This is a genomic window from Radiobacillus kanasensis, from assembly GCF_021049245.1.
GTDB lineage: Bacteria > Bacillota > Bacilli > Bacillales > Amphibacillaceae > Radiobacillus > Radiobacillus kanasensis.
Genome location: NZ_CP088020.1, coordinates 2,530,653 through 2,548,332 on the forward strand (window position 1 = coordinate 2,530,653; position 17,680 = coordinate 2,548,332).

Consider the following 17,680-nt stretch of genomic DNA (forward strand, 5'->3'; position numbering starts at 1 on the left):
CATGCATGGTTGTTTAAGATTCTTACGAGATCTTTTGGATTAGTTTTTGATACGTACTTTCATCACAAATGGCAAATAGTTTTGCATCTGCTGGAATTTCTTTATGAAGAGATCGATTTATACTTAAATCATCGCGATCTGCCACGAGCGTGGCACCTGCCTCTAATAGAGCATTAAAAGCGTCCTTATACGTCTTCCAGTCCGGACTCGTTGGTATATGGAACAAATCTTCCCCTACTGACCTTCGTAACAATTGACCGTACAGTTTCGACATTCCTTCATGGAAAGCAGAACGAACAAACAAAGAAGAAATGGTTTCATTAGAGATGATAAATTCATTCACTTTTACGTGTACAAAGTTTTTAATATGTGCCTCTTCCATCACTTCTACTACGGTATGTACATTAGGTGCGAAAGACTCAATTGCTGATGCAATTAGCAAAGTTCTGCCATCATTTAACTGGCCATCTGTTATTTTATCGTCAGCAAAAATAAGTACGGCTTTCGCTTGTTTGATATTTGCTTTCTCTAAAACTTCTGTCTCAGAAGCATGCCCTTTCAAAAAGTGTACGTTCTCTTCTAATAGCGGTGCTTTATCTAGATTATCGATGATTAAAATTTCTGCAGATGGCATCGTTTTCACAATCTCATTAACTGCAAACTTAGCCTTTTGCGACCAACCTATGATGATGTAATGATCTTTTTCCTTAAACACGATTTTTCCTTCCTCCCTTTTGATTCGAAAGCTCGAAAAACTGTCTACTACTTTCCCAATTACAATCCCAATAAGACCAATTCCAAATATGTAAAGAAATAGTGCGATGAGTCTTCCTTCCACACTAACCGGAAAATAATCCCCATATCCCACTGTTGTAACAGTTGTCATGACCCACCAAAGCGCATCAAAAAAGGTAGGAAATGTCTCTTTCTCAACGGCAACAACTAGGTATGACGCAAAAAGGATCATAGCAATACTTCCGATAAATAGAAAACTATTTTGTACCTTGACCACTTTTCGCATTAATCTTCTAATGACAAGCATGTTTCGACCTCCTTAATGGAACGTAAATTTCTTGAATTGCCCGTTAATTTTTTTCATACATCTAGCTTTCATACATAGAAATAGTGTAAAATTAGAATAACTTCTAGATTCAGTTGCACCACATGTATATGAAACATATATTAAGGAGTGGTTTTTTGAATCAATCTACAACCCGTATGCTTACTCGTGTTAAGGCTGAATACCTTTATATTAGAGAAAAAGGGACAGTCTCCACTACAGAACTAGCAGAGGAATTTGGGATCACAGATCGGACAGTCCAGCGAGATTTGAACGTGCTGGAGCACAACGGTCTGGTTACGAGTCCTAATCGGGGACGATGGAAAACTACTGAAAAACGAGTCAAAATATCCTAGTATTAAACCATATACAGAAAGGCTGACAACTGTGTCAGCCTATTTTTTTGTCTATATGAGTCATTGTTTTAACAGTGACAATTCCTCTGAGGTAAGCTCTCGATAAGACCCTAATGGTAACTCCTCATCTAATACTAAATGTCCCATAGATAATCGTTTAAGGTAAACAACTTTTTTCCCCACAGATTCAAACATTCTTTTTACTTGATGAAACTTTCCTTCCGTAATCGTAACCTCTATTTCAGAAGCACTACCACTACGTAGAATCTTCAGTTCTGCTGGTTTCGTTTCATACCCATCATCTAATGTGACTCCCTTTGTAAATGCAGCAACATCCTCTTCCGTAACCGATCCAGCAATACGAGCATAATAGGTCTTTCCAACATTTTTCTTCGGCGATAATAATTGATGAGCAAGCTTCCCATCATTCGTGAGGAGAAGTAAACCTTCTGTATCCTTATCCAAACGCCCAACTGGAAAAGGTTCAAAAATGGCGTCCTCCGGCTCTAATAAATCCACAACCGTTGGGTCACGAAAATCTTCTGTTGCAGAAACGTGACCTGGAGGCTTATGCATCATGAGATACACAAATTCCTTGTATTCTATCAGCTCTCCAGCAACCCTTATATCATCGTGATTAGGGTCCACCTGGTCTTGACCATTTTTTATTATTTCGCCATTACAGATTACGATTCCTTTTTTCAAGAGCGATTTTACTTCTTTTCGACTACCGAAACCCATGTTAGCTAGTAACTTGTCAATTCTCATATTAGGCTCCTTTATCTTCTTCTAAAAATACGATCAAAAATACGAACTCGATTTCCTAACGTTCTTTCTAATAGGGTAGATTCATAGCTAAACCATAAGTAGACCAACGCCCCAACCGGAACCGTCACCATTAAAATTAAGACAGTTGCAAATCGGCCATCCTCATACGTAATCCAAAAACTAAGGACCCATTTCACTACTAGAACGGTAATAGTCATAAATACAGTGAATATCCCCATTAAAGCAGATCGTTTTGTAAATTCCCGCATCGGGAATCCAATCGTTTGTTTAATTCTCCAGAAGTTTAATACGATCGCAATCAAAACTGCAAGAAGAGTTCCAACAACGGCTCCTTTTGCTCCTAAAAGATACATCAAAGGTACATTTAAACAGATTTTCACTATTAATCCGGCTCCAAGACTCCTCACGGCAAACCGCTGTTGATTAATACCTTGAAGGATAGAAGATGTGACCGTGAAAAAGGCAAACAATAAAGCAACTGGCGCATACCAAGCAAGTAATGGTCCATTAATGTAGAGCTGTTCAAAATCACCATAAAATGCCCCATAAACTTCATATGATAGCAGAGACATACCGACGGAAGCAGGTAAAACAAGTAGCATGACGATTTGTAAGGATTGATTAATCTGACGGAATGCTAGGGGCATATTCCGCTCCGTTATCGATTTAGTGATTGCTGGTAGAATGGCCAAGGAAAGCCCTGTCGCAATTGTAACCGGGATGATAACAAGCTTATGACCGTACACATTGATGTTGGAGAAAGCAATCGCGGATATTTCCCCTTGGCCAATTGCACTCATCGTTCTTTCAAAGGTTATTGCATCAATCTGTTGGTAAAGTGGAGTAGCTAATCCTACTAATACGAATGGCCCTGCATATCGGAACAACTCTTTGTATAAGTCCTTCAACGGGATTTGATGCGTTTTGCGTTGACTTGCAACTTGTCGATCCAAATACGGTTTTCGTTTCTTCCAGTATAGACCTAGCACAATATAGGAAGCTGCAGCTCCAACAAACGCCGCGAAAGTGGCATACCCTACAGCTGTAGAAATTTTACCGTCTAAAACATGAATGATTAGAAAGGCAGCACTTAATAAAAAAACGATTCGAACAATTTGCTCCACTACTTGAGAAATCGCGGTTGGTCCCATCGACTCATAGCCTTGAAAGAATCCACGAATAATACTCATACTTGGAATAAGGAGTAAAGCAAAACTCACCATCTTTAATGTCATTTCCACTTCTGCAACGGAAATTCCTTGAGAGTCGGATCCTATATAGATTTTAGCCAACAGTCCAGAACCAAAGTATAAAAGGAGAAATGCTACTACGCCTGTAATCGCCATCAGGCTCATACCTGCTTTGAACATTCTTCGTCCTGTGTAGTAGTCCCCTAAGGCGTTATATTTGGATACAAACTTGGATACTGCTAGTGGTACCCCGATGGTCGATAAACTAATTAAAATATTATACGGACCGTAAGCATAGCCATATAGGGCTCCGCCTGTAGTCCCAACAAGTTCATTAAAAGGAATGGTATATATCATTCCTAAAAATTTCGATAAAAAAGTAGCTGCCGTGAGCAGCATGGTACCTCTCAATATATTGGAAGTTGACATTTTTTCACCTGCATTTATTGGATAATCGAACGAATCTATTTTATCATAAAGTGTAGGGTTAGACAGAACTGTTGTATGTTTATTTTAATTACGAATTCGTAACACGAAAGGAAGTACATAATGAATGTTCAAGTTGTAGTAATAGGTGGAGGTCCATCTGGCTTAATGGCAGCAATTGCTGCAGCCGAAAATGGAGCGAAAACCCTACTCATAGATAAAGGCGAAAAACTCGGAAAAAAACTAGCTATTTCCGGTGGAGGAAGATGTAATGTTACGAACCGCCTTCCTCAAGATGATGTCATTAAGCATATCCCTGGTAACGGTAGATTTTTATACAGTGCTTTTTCTGTGTTTAATAATTACGATATCATTGACTTTTTTGAAGGCCTAGGCGTCGCTTTAAAGGAAGAGGATCATGGCAGGATGTTCCCTGTAAGTAACTCTGCCAAAACGGTAGTCAACGCTCTCTTAAACAGGTTAGAAGAGCTTCACGTAACTATACGTACAAACACCCCTGTTGAAGCGATTCAATATGGAGATGAGCAGCACACTGTTATTTTAAAAACAAAGGAAAAAGTCCTAACCAATTCCGTCGTTTTGGCTGTGGGAGGAAAAGCTGTCCCACACACTGGTAGTACGGGTGATGGTTACGCTTGGGCTAAAACTGCAGGACATACGATTACGGATTTATATCCTACCGAAGTCCCTTTAACCTCTAATGAAACCTTCATTAAGAAAAAAGGTTTACAAGGGCTATCTTTAAGAGATGTGGATTTGTCCGTCTTGAACGGAAAAGGAAAAGCAATTATTAGCCATAAAATGGACATGCTTTTCACCCACTTTGGAATCTCAGGGCCAGCGGTACTTCGCTGCTCACAGTTTGTCGTAAAAGAATTAAGAAAAGGAAATAAACACGTTACGATGAAAGTAGATGCTTTACCTGACCAGCACGAACAAAGATTATTAGAAGACTATACTCAATTAATGGAGCAGAACCCAAAAAAGTCATTTAAAAATTTGGTGAAGGGCATTGTTCCTGAACGATACTTAGACTTTCTCTTGGAAAAAAGTGATATTTCTAAGGAAGAGAAGGTTGCCAATATTTCCCGGGAAAAAGTTCGTGCTTTTATTTCAGACTTAAAAGGATTTACTTTCACCGTGAACGGTTCACTTCCAATGGAAAAAGCGTTTGTTACGGGAGGTGGGGTATCAACGAAAGAAATTGTACCAAACACGATGCAATCCAAAATCATGCACGGCTTGTATTTTTGTGGAGAGATTCTTGACATTCACGGATACACGGGTGGTTACAATATTACTTCTGCAATGGTAACAGGCAGAGTTGCTGGGATGAATGCAGCTTGGGAAGCTTTAGCGTAAATATCCATGAAAGCCTTTTTCGGAGGGCTTTCTTTTAATAGAACAAGAGCCTCACTGTCCAGTCTCAATAACCGATATTATGGTTCTCCTACACAAAAAAACTTCCAAGCAAAATGCTTAGAAGTTTTTTAAATTGCCTAGCGGCGTCCTACTCTCGCAGGGGCAATGCCCCAACTACCATGGGCGCTAAAGAGCTTAACTACTGTGTTCGGCATGGGAACAGGTGTGACCTCTTTGCTATAACCACTAGGCCTTAAAGTTCCTACTGGAACTTTTATAGAGTTTGCACCCTAAAAACTAGATAAGAGGGAAGACATTCAATTGCTTAGACTGAAACAGTCTAGCTGCGCGGGCAAATATTTAGCCGGAATAGCCACGTCCAGCTCCAGTGCCCAGCAACTAGCGAGACTTCCCTCACCTCTGTACGATAAGTCAACATCGATTCGCATCCGCTCATCGTGTTTCCTTTATCTCCGACGTAAGAAGTTCGATTAAAACCGCCGCTTTGCGCGGCAAGTCGAACCACCTGGCTTGGCCAGGCGCAGTCCGTACGTTGCTAAGCGGGCACTTCCGCTTTTGTTTTTTAGTTAAGTCCTCGATCGATTAGTATTCGTCAGCTACACATGTCACCATGCTTCCACCTCGAACCTATCAACCTCATCGTCTCTGAGGGATCTTACTCATTTAAAATGATGGGAAGTCTCATCTTGAGGGGGGCTTCATGCTTAGATGCTTTCAGCACTTATCCCTTCCACACGTAGCTACCCAGCTATGCTCCTGGCGGAACAACTGGTGCACCAGCGGTGTGTCCATCCCGGTCCTCTCGTACTAAGGACAGCTCCTCTCAAACTTCCTGCGCCCACGACGGATAGGGACCGAACTGTCTCACGACGTTCTGAACCCAGCTCGCGTACCGCTTTAATGGGCGAACAGCCCAACCCTTGGGACCGACTACAGCCCCAGGATGCGATGAGCCGACATCGAGGTGCCAAACCTCCCCGTCGATGTGGACTCTTGGGGGAGATAAGCCTGTTATCCCCGGGGTAGCTTTTATCCGTTGAGCGATGGCCCTTCCATGCGGAACCACCGGATCACTAAGCCCGACTTTCGTCCCTGCTCGACTTGTAGGTCTCGCAGTCAAGCTCCCTTCTGCCTTTACACTCTTCGAATGATTTCCAACCATTCTGAGGGAACCTTTGGGCGCCTCCGTTACTCTTTGGGAGGCGACCGCCCCAGTCAAACTGCCCACCTGACACTGTCTCCGAACCGGATCACGGTCCTGGGTTAGAAGGTCCGTACAGCCAGGGTGGTATCCCACCGGCGCCTCCACCGAAGCTAGCGCTCCGGTTTCTCAGGCTCCCACCTATCCTGTACAAGCTGTACCAACATTCAATATCAGGCTACAGTAAAGCTCCACGGGGTCTTTCCGTCCTGTCGCGGGTAATGCGCATCTTCACGCATAGTATAATTTCACCGGGTCTCTCGTTGAGACAGTGCCCAAGTCGTTGCACCTTTCGTGCGGGTCGGAACTTACCCGACAAGGAATTTCGCTACCTTAGGACCGTTATAGTTACGGCCGCCGTTTACTGGGGCTTCGGTTCAACGCTTCGCCTTGCGGCTAACGCATCCCCTTAACCTTCCAGCACCGGGCAGGTGTCAGCCCCTATACTTCGCCTTTCGGCTTCGCAGAGACCTGTGTTTTTGCTAAACAGTCGCTTGGGCCTTTTCACTGCGGCTTCTCATGCAAGAAGCACCCCTTCTCCCGAAGTTACGGGGTCATTTTGCCGAGTTCCTTAACGAGAGTTCTCCCGATCACCTTAGGATTCTCTCCTCGCCTACCTGTGTCGGTTTGCGGTACGGGCACCTCTTTCCTCACTAGAGGCTTTTCTTGGCAGTGTGAAATCAGGAACTTCGGTACTCAATTTCCCTCCCCATCACAGCTTGTGATTGCCAGACGGATTTGCCTATCTGACTCACTCACTGCTTGGACGCACACATCCATCGGTGCGCTTTCCTTATCCTACTGCGTCCCCCCGTCGTTCAAACGGAAAGGAGGTGGTACAGGAATATCCACCTGTTGTCCATCGCCTACGCCTTTCGGCCTCGGCTTAGGTCCCGACTAACCCTGAGCGGACGAGCCTTCCTCAGGAAACCTTAGGCATTCGGTGAAGAAGATTCTCACTTCTTTTTCGCTACTCATACCGGCATTCTCACTTCTAAGCGCTCCACCAGTCCTTACGGTCTGACTTCGCTGCACTTAGAACGCTCTCCTACCATTGTTCGGAAGAACAATCCACAGCTTCGGTGATACGTTTAGCCCCGGTACATTTTCGGCGCAGAGTCACTCGACCAGTGAGCTATTACGCACTCTTTAAATGGTGGCTGCTTCTAAGCCAACATCCTGGTTGTCTAAGCAACTCCACATCCTTTTCCACTTAACGTATACTTGGGGACCTTAGCTGGTGGTCTGGGCTGTTTCCCTTTCGACTATGAACCTTATCACCCATAGTCTGACTCCCAAGATAAAGTAGCTGGCATTCGGAGTTTGACTGAATTCGGTAACCCGATGAGGGCCCCTAGTCCAATCAGTGCTCTACCTCCAGTACTCATTTCTTGAGGCTAGCCCTAAAGCTATTTCGGAGAGAACCAGCTATCTCCGTGTTCGATTGGCATTTCACCCCTACCCACACCTCATCCCCGCACTTTTCAACGTGCGTGGGTTCGGGCCTCCAGTCAGTGTTACCTGACCTTCACCCTGGACATGGGTAGATCACACGGTTTCGGGTCTACGACCCCTTACTATAACGCCCTATTCAGACTCGCTTTCGCTGCGGCTCCGTCTATACAACTTAACCTTGCAAGAGATCGTAACTCGCCGGTCCATTCTACAAAAGGTACGCCGTCACCCGTTAACGGGCTCCGACTACTTGTAGGCACACGGTTTCAGGATCTATTTCACTCCCCTTCCGGGGTGCTTTTCACCTTTCCTCACGGTACTGGTTCACTATCGGTCACTAGGGAGTATTTAGCCTTGGGAGATGGTCCTCCCGGATTCCGACGGAATTTCACGTGTTCCGCCGTACTCAGGATCCACTCTGGAGGAAACAGTCTTTCGATTACAGGGCTCTTACCTTCTTCGGCTGATCGTTCCAGATCGATTCGTCTACACTATTTCTTTGTAACTCCGTATAGAGTGTCCTACAACCCCAGAAAGCAAGCTTTCTGGTTTGGGCTAATTCCGTTTCGCTCGCCGCTACTCAGGAAATCGCATTTGCTTTCTCTTCCTCTGGGTACTAAGATGTTTCAGTTCCCCAGGTCTGCCTCCTATACCCTATGTATTCAGATATAGGTACTACTCCATTACGAGTAGTGGGTTTCCCCATTCGGAAATTCCCGGATCAACGCCTACGTACGGCTCCCCGAGACATATCGGTGTTCGTCCCGTCCTTCTTCGGCTCCTAGTGCCAAGGCATCCACCGTGCGCCCTTCTTCACTTAACTAATTTGTCTGTGAAAAGACGTTTGGTTTGTTACTTTTGAATGTCTTGTATTAGTCTAGTTTCCGTTCTCAAAGAACTTCCACTAATCTAATGCTCTTATCTAGTTTTCAAGGTACAAAAAACCACATGAAAGTGGCATAGAGAGAAATTAATCCCTCAAAACTGAACCAAACGAACCAGTATGTTCTCTGACCAGCTCCGAAGAGCTGGCTTCCGTTATCTTTCCTTAGAAAGGAGGTGATCCAGCCGCACCTTCCGATACGGCTACCTTGTTACGACTTCACCCCAATCATTGGCCCCACCTTCGGCGGCTGGCTCCTAAAAGGTTACCTCACCGACTTCGGGTGTTGCCAACTCTCGTGGTGTGACGGGCGGTGTGTACAAGGCCCGGGAACGTATTCACCGCGGCATGCTGATCCGCGATTACTAGCGATTCCGGCTTCATGTAGGCGAGTTGCAGCCTACAATCCGAACTGAGAATGGTTTTATGGGATTTGCTTCACCTCGCGGCTTCGCTGCCCTTTGTACCATCCATTGTAGCACGTGTGTAGCCCAGGTCATAAGGGGCATGATGATTTGACGTCATCCCCACCTTCCTCCGGTTTGTCACCGGCAGTCACCTTAGAGTGCCCAACTAAATGCTGGCAACTAAGATCAAGGGTTGCGCTCGTTGCGGGACTTAACCCAACATCTCACGACACGAGCTGACGACAACCATGCACCACCTGTCACTCTGTCCCCGAAGGGAAAGCTCTATCTCTAGAGTGTTCAGAGGATGTCAAGACCTGGTAAGGTTCTTCGCGTTGCTTCGAATTAAACCACATGCTCCACCGCTTGTGCGGGCCCCCGTCAATTCTTTTGAGTTTCAGCCTTGCGGCCGTACTCCCCAGGCGGAGTGCTTAATGCGTTAACTTCAGCACTAAGGGGCGGAAACCCCCTAACACCTAGCACTCATCGTTTACGGCGTGGACTACCAGGGTATCTAATCCTGTTCGCTCCCCACGCTTTCGCGCCTCAGCGTCAGTTACAGACCAGAGAGTCGCCTTCGCCACTGGTGTTCCTCCACATCTCTACGCATTTCACCGCTACACGTGGAATTCCACTCTCCTCTTCTGCACTCAAGTTCCCCAGTTTCCAATGACCCTCCACGGTTAAGCCGTGGGCTTTCACATCAGACTTAAGAAACCGCCTGCGCGCGCTTTACGCCCAATAATTCCGGACAACGCTTGCCCCCTACGTATTACCGCGGCTGCTGGCACGTAGTTAGCCGGGGCTTTCTCGTCAGGTACCGTCAAGGTACAAGCAGTTACTCTTGTACTTGTTCTTCCCTAACAACAGAACTTTACGATCCGAAAACCTTCATCGTTCACGCGGCGTTGCTCCGTCAGACTTTCGTCCATTGCGGAAGATTCCCTACTGCTGCCTCCCGTAGGAGTCTGGGCCGTGTCTCAGTCCCAGTGTGGCCGATCACCCTCTCAGGTCGGCTACGCATCGTTGCCTTGGTAGGCCATTACCCTACCAACTAGCTAATGCGCCGCGGGTCCATCTATAAGCGACAGCCGAAGCCGCCTTTCAACTTTCTCCCATGCAGGAAAAAGTATTATCCGGTATTAGCCCCGGTTTCCCGGAGTTATCCCAGTCTTATAGGCAGGTTACCCACGTGTTACTCACCCGTCCGCCGCTCGTTCCACCATCGTCACCCCGAAGGGGTCAGATGGCTTCCCGCGCTCGACTTGCATGTATTAGGCACGCCGCCAGCGTTCGTCCTGAGCCAAGATCAAACTCTCCAATAGAGTTTTGAGTTCTTTACTCAATTTAAAGCTAGCTAAATTCTTACTTAACATACTGGTTGTTTTGTTCAGTTTTCAAGGATCAAATTTTCAAACTGTCATAGGAGCGACAGTAAACTAATGATATCATCTGCCACGAAAAATGTCAATTTCCAATTAGTGGATATAACGATTATTCGATAATAAATTATTCTTGCGACAGCAAGATTTATATTACAATGACTATAATCAAATGTCAACAATTTTCTTGCGCGTTCTTTATAATTGATGTGTTCTTTATTCTATTAAACCGAACTCCCCATAAACTCACTAGTACTCTTTATGTTGCATACAAAAAAAAGAATGCGAACTCTTATGTCCGCACTCCTTTTTAATATTAGTGTCATTTAGTTCGCTACAATATTGACAAGCTTACCTGGTACTGCAATTACTTTACGAACAGTTTTTCCATCTAGCCAATCTTGTACCGATTCATTCTCTAGCGCCTGCTTCTCTAATTCTTCTTTTGAAGCATCTTTTGCAACCATTACTTTTGCTCGAACTTTCCCCATCACTTGAATCACAATTTCGACTTCATCTTCTACAAGTTTTGCTTCATCATAAGCTGGCCAGGATGCGTAGGAAATAGACTCACTATATCCAAGCTTTTGCCAGATCTCTTCTGCTACGTGCGGGGCAACAGGAGAAAGAAGCTTTACAAATCCTTCGGCATATTCTCTAGATATTTCTTCTACCTTATAAGCTTCATTGATAAATACCATCATTTGAGAAATACCAGTATTGAATCGTAGATCTTCAAAGTTCTCCGTCACTTTTTTGACGGTTTCATGATAAACCTTTTCTAAGGAATCCGTGCCTTGCTGTTCCACGATTTTATCTGTCAGTTTCCCTTCATCCGTAACGAAAAGCCTCCAAATACGATCCAAGAACCTTCTGGCACCATCAAGCCCATTCGTTGACCATGCCACCGCTGCATCAAGCGGTCCCATGAACATTTCGTATAGCCTTAACGTATCCGCACCATGAGTATCAACAATTTCATCAGGGTTGACGACATTTCCTTTTGATTTACTCATTTTCTCGTTATTCTCTCCCAAGATCATACCTTGGTTAAAAAGCTTTTGGAATGGTTCCTTCGTTGGAACAACTCCGATATCATATAAGAATTTATGCCAGAATCGAGCATAAAGAAGGTGAAGAACAGCATGTTCAGCTCCTCCAATATACGTGTCAATTGGAAGCCACTTTTTCAATTTATCTGGATCTGCTAGCTGTTCGGAATTATTCGGATCGATAAAGCGAAGGAAATACCAGCAACTCCCCGCCCACTGTGGCATCGTGTTGGTCTCTCTTCGACCTTTCATACCTGTTTCAGGATCTGTAACGTTTACCCAATCCTCAATATTGGCTAACGGAGACTCCCCAGTGCCAGAAGGTTTGATTTCGGTCGTCTTTGGTAATGTCAATGGAAGCTGTTCTTCTGGAACAGCTGTAGAAGTACCATCTTCCCAGTGAATGACCGGAATAGGTTCCCCCCAATACCGCTGACGACTAAATAGCCAGTCGCGAAGACGATAACTTACCTTCTTCTCCCCTTTATTATGTTCTTCTAGCCATCCGATTGCTTTAATAATAGCTTCTTCTTTTCCTAATCCATTTAGAAAATCCGAATTAATGTGCGGGCCTTCACCTGTGTAAGCTTCTTCTTCCACATTGCCACCATCTACAACAGCTTTTATAGGAAGTTCAAATTTAACAGCGAATTCATAGTCTCTTTCGTCGTGCGCTGGCACAGCCATGATCGCTCCAGAACCGTAACTCATCAAGACATAGTCCGCAACCCATATAGGAAGTTTTTCCCCATTAATCGGATTTACGGCATAAGCCCCTGTAAACACACCGGATTTTTCTTTGGCCAAATCAGTTCGTTCTAAATCACTCTTCACATTTACTTGTTTGACATACTCATTCACTTTTTCACGCTGTTCTTCAGAAACAATTTTTTCTACTAGTGAATGTTCAGGGGCAAGAACGGCATAAGTTGCTCCAAATAAAGTATCCGGTCTAGTCGTAAATACAGTAAACGATTCGTCCATTCCATCAATTCCGAAATGAACCTCCGCACCTTCCGAACGACCAATCCAGTTTCGTTGCATGTCCTTAATGCTTTCTGGCCAATCTAAATCTTCTAGGTCTTCCAGCAAACGATCCGCATATGCAGTGATCTTAAGCATCCATTGCTTCATTGGTCTGCGCTCTACCGGATGCCCGCCACGCTCACTTTTCCCATCAATAACTTCTTCGTTAGCAAGCACAGTACCAAGTGCTGGACACCAGTTTACCGGCACTTCATCGATGTATGCTAATCCTTTTTCATAAAGTTTTAGAAAGATCCATTGTGTCCATTTATAATAATTCGGATCCGTCGTATTAATTTCACGATCCCAATCATAAGAAAAGCCTAATTCTTGGATTTGTCTTCTAAACGTATTAATATTCTTCTTCGTAAATTCCGCAGGGTCATTCCCTGTATCCAATGCATATTGTTCCGCAGGCAGTCCAAAAGCGTCCCAACCCATTGGATGTAAAACTTCATACCCTTGCATTCGTTTCATTCTCGCTACAATATCTGTAGCTGTGTAGCCTTCGGGATGACCTACGTGCAGGCCAGCACCAGATGGATATGGAAACATATCTAGAATATAGAACTTTTCTTTATTCGTATCCGTGTTCGTTTTAAACGTTTTGTTATCCAGCCAAAAATCTCGCCACTTTTTTTCAATTTTATGATGGTTAAATGACATAGGTTTAGCCTCCTGTTCTTCATTAAACTGTTTCGTATTCTCGGACGAATATGGCATGGGAGCGACTATACCGTTCTGAATGTATTAAAAAAACTCGACATTCACTCATGTGTTAGTACGTGCCGTAGTTTTTCTAATACCTACCTAAAATACTTTAATAGTATAAAAAAATCCCCCATCCCATATCGAAATATGGGACGAGAGATTATTCCCGCGGTACCACCCAACTTAGCGCAACGCGCCCGCTCAACTCCTTAACGCGGAGGACGGCAAAGATTACTATTTTCATCCTTGCAACATCAAAGGTGAGTTCATAAAGTTCAGGGGCTACTTTCACCGACCGTAACCTCTCTATATTCCTGATGACTTTATTACTATTCCTTTTCTTCGTCGTTCAACAGTTATTGTATAGGTATTGTAATGAAAGCTCCTTTTTTTGTCAAGGAAGGGAACAACCTACAGATTAAACTTACCTACTTCTTCATTTAATCGGTCCGTCATTTCTCTCATTTCCGTCACTTTCTCTACCATATGTTTGAACGCTTTCAACTGTTCTTCTGTCGAAGCTGAAATTTCCTCATTACCAGCAGCCGTTTCTTCTACCACAGCACTTATACTTTCAACATTCGTTAGAACTTTTTCACCTAAATCCTTAGAATGGTCAACGCCCGTAGATAGTTCAAGCAGCTTAGAGGTGATATCTTCTACTTTTTGTTTAATATTTTGGAAAGCCGTAGTCGTTGTTCCCATGGACTCCTGTTCTTTTTCGGCGATAGCAACCCCTTGTGATACGGAATTCGATATTTCTGCGATTCCGGATTCTATAGAGGTAACCATTTCAAAAATGTAACTCGTAGCTTTGGAGGATTCTTCTGCGAGCTTTCGAACTTCCTCGGCAACTACTGCAAATCCTTTTCCTGCTTCGCCAGCTCTTGCTGCTTCAATCGCAGCATTTAATGCTAACAAATTCGTTTGGGCCGCAATGTCCGAAACCGACTTTGCCATTTCTTCAATTTGTTTCGTGTAGCCTACAAACGTTTGAGTCGCTTGTTCAATCTGTTTCGTTGTATTGGAATTATCTTCGATTAAACTACGTTGCACTTCAATTGCTTCTTGGCCAGTTTGAATAGCTTCCATGACGCTGGTACCATGCTCCACAGATTGTTTGGCAAAATCTACGTTTTTCGTGAATTCTGAATCCATATCCTGAATCAAGGAAACAGCATCTTGTAAGTCCTCAGAGATAGATTGTGTACCAGAAGACAATTCATCTGTTGATACGGCAATTTGATTACTCACATCTGTTAGATAAACATTATCCTTCTCTAAGCCAACTGCAAACTGCTCCACTTCCTTACTCACTGTTTTCACAGAAGAGATTAAGCCGCTAAGTTGTTCTACCATTTGAGTAAATGCGTCATTTAATGCTCCAAGTTCATCTTTCGCTTTATAACGAATTGGTTCCACTTGGAGATTTCCATTTGCAATCTGATGTGCATTTTCCGATAGTTTTCGTAAAGAACCACTGATAGAATTGGTGATTTTTAGAGAGAAAACAGAAGCAATAGCAATCAACACAACCGTACTAATAACAGCGGAGAGAATGACGTATTGAATTCTTCCATCCAGATCATCTAACGCTTTTTCATATAACGCTTCCGAAGCCATATTAAATTTATACGTATCATTAAGAATTCCATCGATACGAATCGATTGTCTTTTTGCTTCTGCTAAGTTTTTCTGATTTAAAGCATTTTCCGTTGCTTTTGTTAATTCTTCAAACTTAATAGCAGCCCTCTCGATATACTCATAACTACTCTTCCCTTTTGAGGACTTTTCTAATTTCTCCAGCAAAGCGGTACTTTGCTCGATATTTTGTTTCGCCTCTTCTTTAAGAGCATCCGTTCCAGAAAAAGAAAAATTACTTAAACTCTGTTTTAAACTGTTCAAGTCAGAGTCTAATTTCTGCACGTCGATTAATGTGGTTACTTCATCCTGACTCGAGGATTGAATGTTCAGCATATTATAAATAATAAATGCGACAATAAGACTTGATATAAGTAAAATTCCTAAAGAATTAATCAGAAGTTTTTTCTTTATATTCATTGATGCATCCCCCCTAGCTGTTAGTCTGCAAATTGCTGACTAGCTTTTTCAATTTGTTCTAATTGTTCCTCCGAATATTGGACAACGCGTAATGGCGCTAGACCGACCCCTTCATCTTGGATTCCGAATTCGATATGACCATCAGGAACCTTTCCGTCTTTTACTAGATCCGAGGCCAGTTGGAAAACCGCGACATCAATTTTCTTTAAAACAGAAGTAATGACCGCCTTTTCCGCATAAAAATATTGATCAGAATCTACTCCAATTGCATATATCCCTTGTGTCTGTGCTTGCTTAAGTACACCTACACCTGTAAAACCTGCAGCCGCAAACAATACATCTGCCTTTTTAGCAATCATATCTTGAGCTATAGAACCGCCGAGCTTGTCATCGCCGTATGTACCAGCGTACTCGACTAAAACGTTAATCGAAGGATTGATGGATTTAGCACCTTCTGTAAATCCATCTGCAAAAGCGTTAATGAGAGGCACATCTTCTCCACCTATAAACCCGATCGTGTTAGATTTCGAGGTTAACGCAGCTACTACTCCCGCAAGATAACTCCCTTGATCGGATTTGAACGTGATGGAGGTTACATTTTTCAGTTCCGAAACGGAATCTATAATGACAAATTGTTTTTTCGGATATTTCTTTGCTACTTTTTCTAAATCCTCTTGAACCATATATCCGAGACCAATAATCACATCATTGTCATTTTTAACGAGTTCCTCTAATCCCTTTTCATAGGTCTCTGTTTCACTTAGTTCTCGATAGTCGAACACTATATTAAGTTCGTTACGAGCTTTGATAAGACCTTGAAAAGCGGAGTCACTAAAGGATTGATCACCTAGACCTACATCTGACAACATAACACCTATTTTTACTTTGTCATCCATCTTGCTTTCTGCTTGTTCATTTGCACAACCTGTTAAGACAAGTATAAATGTAATCATCAGGATGCAAACCGTTCTCTTGTTGAACATATACCATTCCCCTTTTTTTAGAGTTCTCCCCTTTTATCGGATATTAATTTTAAAAATGAATAAAAATAACGAAGACAGAATATTCCTCTTTTTCCCACAAAATAATAACCTTGCCCGTTTTGGACAAGGTTAACTTCATTAATCCGTAAAATGTGTCGTATCCACACGATCCAAAATCATGTCATTCATATATTGACTGACACGGAGATGAATACGGTGGAGTCGATCGCGTTGCTCGTGGCTAGCACTATTCATCATGTTTTGGATCTCCTGCTCTATTTCGCCTAAGTTTCGTTGTGCCTCCGTATAGGACTCGTCTATGTGGAAGCCGTTTCGGTTGGTAATGTCTAATTCTTTTTCAGCTTGATCTATACATTGGTTGGCTTTTGAAATAAGTTGATCAATGGATTCTCTATTTGCCACAATCATCACCTCGCTCCTAATTTGGACCTTTGTCGGGGAACCTATGCGTGGAAGATGTTGTGCAAGTGATAGGATGTTGATTTAAAATAGAGAAATGAACAACTTAAAGGAGAATGCACCATGCTAATGAAAATCCTTCCATTTGCCCACCGTCTCTTGAAGGAATCTGTCCATGAGGGAGACGTCGTCGTAGATGCGACTTGCGGAAAAGGAAACGACACCTTGTTTTTAAGTCAACTCGTACAAAAAAAGGGACATGTATTTGCTTTTGATATTCAAGAGGCTGCCATTCACCAAACACGTAGATTGCTTCAGCAGCATGAAGTAGATCACGCCACTTTAATCCTAGATAGCCATGCACAAATCAATCACCATTTACCAGGTAATACGTTGCTCGGAGGAGCCATTTTTAATTTAGGTTATCTTCCTGGTAGTGATAAACAGCAGATTACAAAGCCAGAAAGTACGATTCAAGCAATGGAGAAAATCCTAGAAAGACTTCGAGTTCATGCTCTTCTTGTCATCGTCGTGTACTCAGGTCATCCAGGTGGAAAAGAAGAAAAAGAGGTGGTTCTCAGCTTCGTGACCGCTCTCGATCAAAAGCAATTCGCTGTATTACAGTATGGGTTTATTAACCAACAAAATAATCCTCCATTCGTCCTTGCGATAGAGAAACTAAAATGAGGTCGGGCTTAGACTCGTCAGAATTCAGTCCATTTTCTAAAATAGCGGACTAGATGCCCCGCAAAAAAACATAGGGGCAATGGACCTCAGTTGCGCTATTTCTGCTTTTATTCAGAATTGGGGCTTCTTGTGGACATGAGATCCTTTATTTACTCCTCCGTCGACCAAGTTACATAATTTTAGCTGA

10 protein-coding genes, 3 rRNA genes and 1 other annotated feature are annotated in these 17,680 nt (G+C 43.2%); of the genes, 3 read left to right on the top strand and 10 right to left on the bottom strand.

The features are described 5' to 3' along the window. Positions 1–22: 22 nt before the first annotated feature. Positions 23–1,042 (bottom strand): ion channel, encoded by a 1,020-nt coding sequence (locus tag KO561_RS13180; protein WP_231093743.1) that lies wholly within the window; start codon positions 1,040–1,042, stop codon positions 23–25. Positions 1,043–1,197: 155 nt separating this feature from the next. On the opposite strand from KO561_RS13180, the gene KO561_RS13185 reads away from it, so the two are divergent. Beyond that, entirely contained in the window at positions 1,198–1,416 is a 219-nt protein-coding gene (locus KO561_RS13185; protein WP_231093744.1) for a DeoR family transcriptional regulator, read from the top strand. 60 nt (positions 1,417–1,476) lie between these two features. Here the strand turns inward: KO561_RS13185 and KO561_RS13190 are convergent, their stop codons facing one another. Together KO561_RS13190 and KO561_RS13195 are read right to left on the bottom strand one after the other, a co-directional pair. Beyond that, complete coding sequence (locus tag KO561_RS13190) at positions 1,477–2,184, bottom strand: pseudouridine synthase (protein ID WP_231093745.1); 708 nt, start codon at positions 2,182–2,184, stop codon at positions 1,477–1,479. 11 nt (positions 2,185–2,195) lie between these two features. Further along, on the bottom strand, positions 2,196–3,824 hold the full coding sequence (locus KO561_RS13195) for a putative polysaccharide biosynthesis protein (protein WP_231093746.1): 1,629 nt from the start codon (positions 3,822–3,824) through the stop codon (positions 2,196–2,198). 120 nt (positions 3,825–3,944) lie between these two features. On the opposite strand from KO561_RS13195, the gene KO561_RS13200 reads away from it, so the two are divergent. After that, a complete protein-coding gene (locus KO561_RS13200; RefSeq protein WP_231093747.1) occupies positions 3,945–5,204 on the top strand; it encodes a BaiN/RdsA family NAD(P)/FAD-dependent oxidoreductase in 1,260 nt (419 codons plus the stop codon). 135 nt (positions 5,205–5,339) lie between these two features. Here KO561_RS13200 and rrf read toward each other — a convergent pair. From rrf to KO561_RS13235, 7 genes are all read right to left on the bottom strand, one after another. Next, a 5S ribosomal RNA gene (gene rrf, locus KO561_RS13205) occupies positions 5,340–5,455 on the bottom strand. Positions 5,456–5,787: 332 nt separating this feature from the next. After that, positions 5,788–8,704 (bottom strand): 23S ribosomal RNA (locus KO561_RS13210). Between the two features lie 229 nt (positions 8,705–8,933). Beyond that, positions 8,934–10,496, bottom strand: a 16S ribosomal RNA gene (locus tag KO561_RS13215). The 16S, 23S and 5S rRNA genes sit together here, the layout of an rRNA operon. Positions 10,497–10,879: 383 nt before the next feature. Beyond that, positions 10,880–13,297, bottom strand: a complete 2,418-nt coding sequence (gene leuS / locus KO561_RS13220) for a leucine--tRNA ligase (RefSeq protein ID WP_231093748.1) — start codon at positions 13,295–13,297, stop codon at positions 10,880–10,882. A 190-nt stretch (positions 13,298–13,487) separates the two neighbouring features. Continuing rightward, positions 13,488–13,694, bottom strand: a binding site (T-box leader). A gap of 59 nt (positions 13,695–13,753) precedes the next feature. Continuing rightward, positions 13,754–15,403 carry a methyl-accepting chemotaxis protein gene (locus tag KO561_RS13225; protein WP_231093749.1) on the bottom strand — a complete coding sequence of 550 codons (1,650 nt, stop codon included), beginning with the start codon at positions 15,401–15,403 and terminating at the stop codon, positions 13,754–13,756. 20 nt (positions 15,404–15,423) lie between these two features. Continuing rightward, on the bottom strand, positions 15,424–16,386 hold the full coding sequence (locus KO561_RS13230; protein WP_231093750.1) for a BMP family lipoprotein: 963 nt from the start codon (positions 16,384–16,386) through the stop codon (positions 15,424–15,426). A 138-nt stretch (positions 16,387–16,524) separates the two neighbouring features. After that, complete coding sequence (locus KO561_RS13235; protein WP_231093751.1) at positions 16,525–16,815, bottom strand: DUF2524 family protein; 291 nt, start codon at positions 16,813–16,815, stop codon at positions 16,525–16,527. Between the two features lie 114 nt (positions 16,816–16,929). Here KO561_RS13235 and KO561_RS13240 point away from each other — a divergent pair, with 114 nt between their 5' ends. Then, complete coding sequence (locus tag KO561_RS13240; RefSeq protein WP_231093752.1) at positions 16,930–17,493, top strand: tRNA 5-(aminomethyl)-2-thiouridylate-methyltransferase MnmM; 564 nt, start codon at positions 16,930–16,932, stop codon at positions 17,491–17,493. Positions 17,494–17,680 lie beyond the last annotated feature (187 nt).

What these genes read in the sequence shown, in the direction of transcription:
- KO561_RS13230 (WP_231093750.1), bottom strand. Translation starts at nt 16,386, where the DNA reads ATGTTCAACAAGAGAACGGTTTGCATCCTGATGATTACATTTATACTT.
- KO561_RS13240 (WP_231093752.1), top strand. Translation starts at nt 16,930, where the DNA reads ATGCTAATGAAAATCCTTCCATTTGCCCACCGTCTCTTGAAGGAATCT.
- KO561_RS13180 (WP_231093743.1), bottom strand. Translation starts at nt 1,042, where the DNA reads ATGCTTGTCATTAGAAGATTAATGCGAAAAGTGGTCAAGGTACAAAAT.
- leuS (WP_231093748.1), bottom strand. Translation starts at nt 13,297, where the DNA reads ATGTCATTTAACCATCATAAAATTGAAAAAAAGTGGCGAGATTTTTGG.
- KO561_RS13195 (WP_231093746.1), bottom strand. Translation starts at nt 3,824, where the DNA reads ATGTCAACTTCCAATATATTGAGAGGTACCATGCTGCTCACGGCAGCT.
- KO561_RS13235 (WP_231093751.1), bottom strand. Translation starts at nt 16,815, where the DNA reads ATGATTGTGGCAAATAGAGAATCCATTGATCAACTTATTTCAAAAGCC.
- KO561_RS13225 (WP_231093749.1), bottom strand. Translation starts at nt 15,403, where the DNA reads ATGAATATAAAGAAAAAACTTCTGATTAATTCTTTAGGAATTTTACTT.
- KO561_RS13200 (WP_231093747.1), top strand. Translation starts at nt 3,945, where the DNA reads ATGAATGTTCAAGTTGTAGTAATAGGTGGAGGTCCATCTGGCTTAATG.
- KO561_RS13190 (WP_231093745.1), bottom strand. Translation starts at nt 2,184, where the DNA reads ATGAGAATTGACAAGTTACTAGCTAACATGGGTTTCGGTAGTCGAAAA.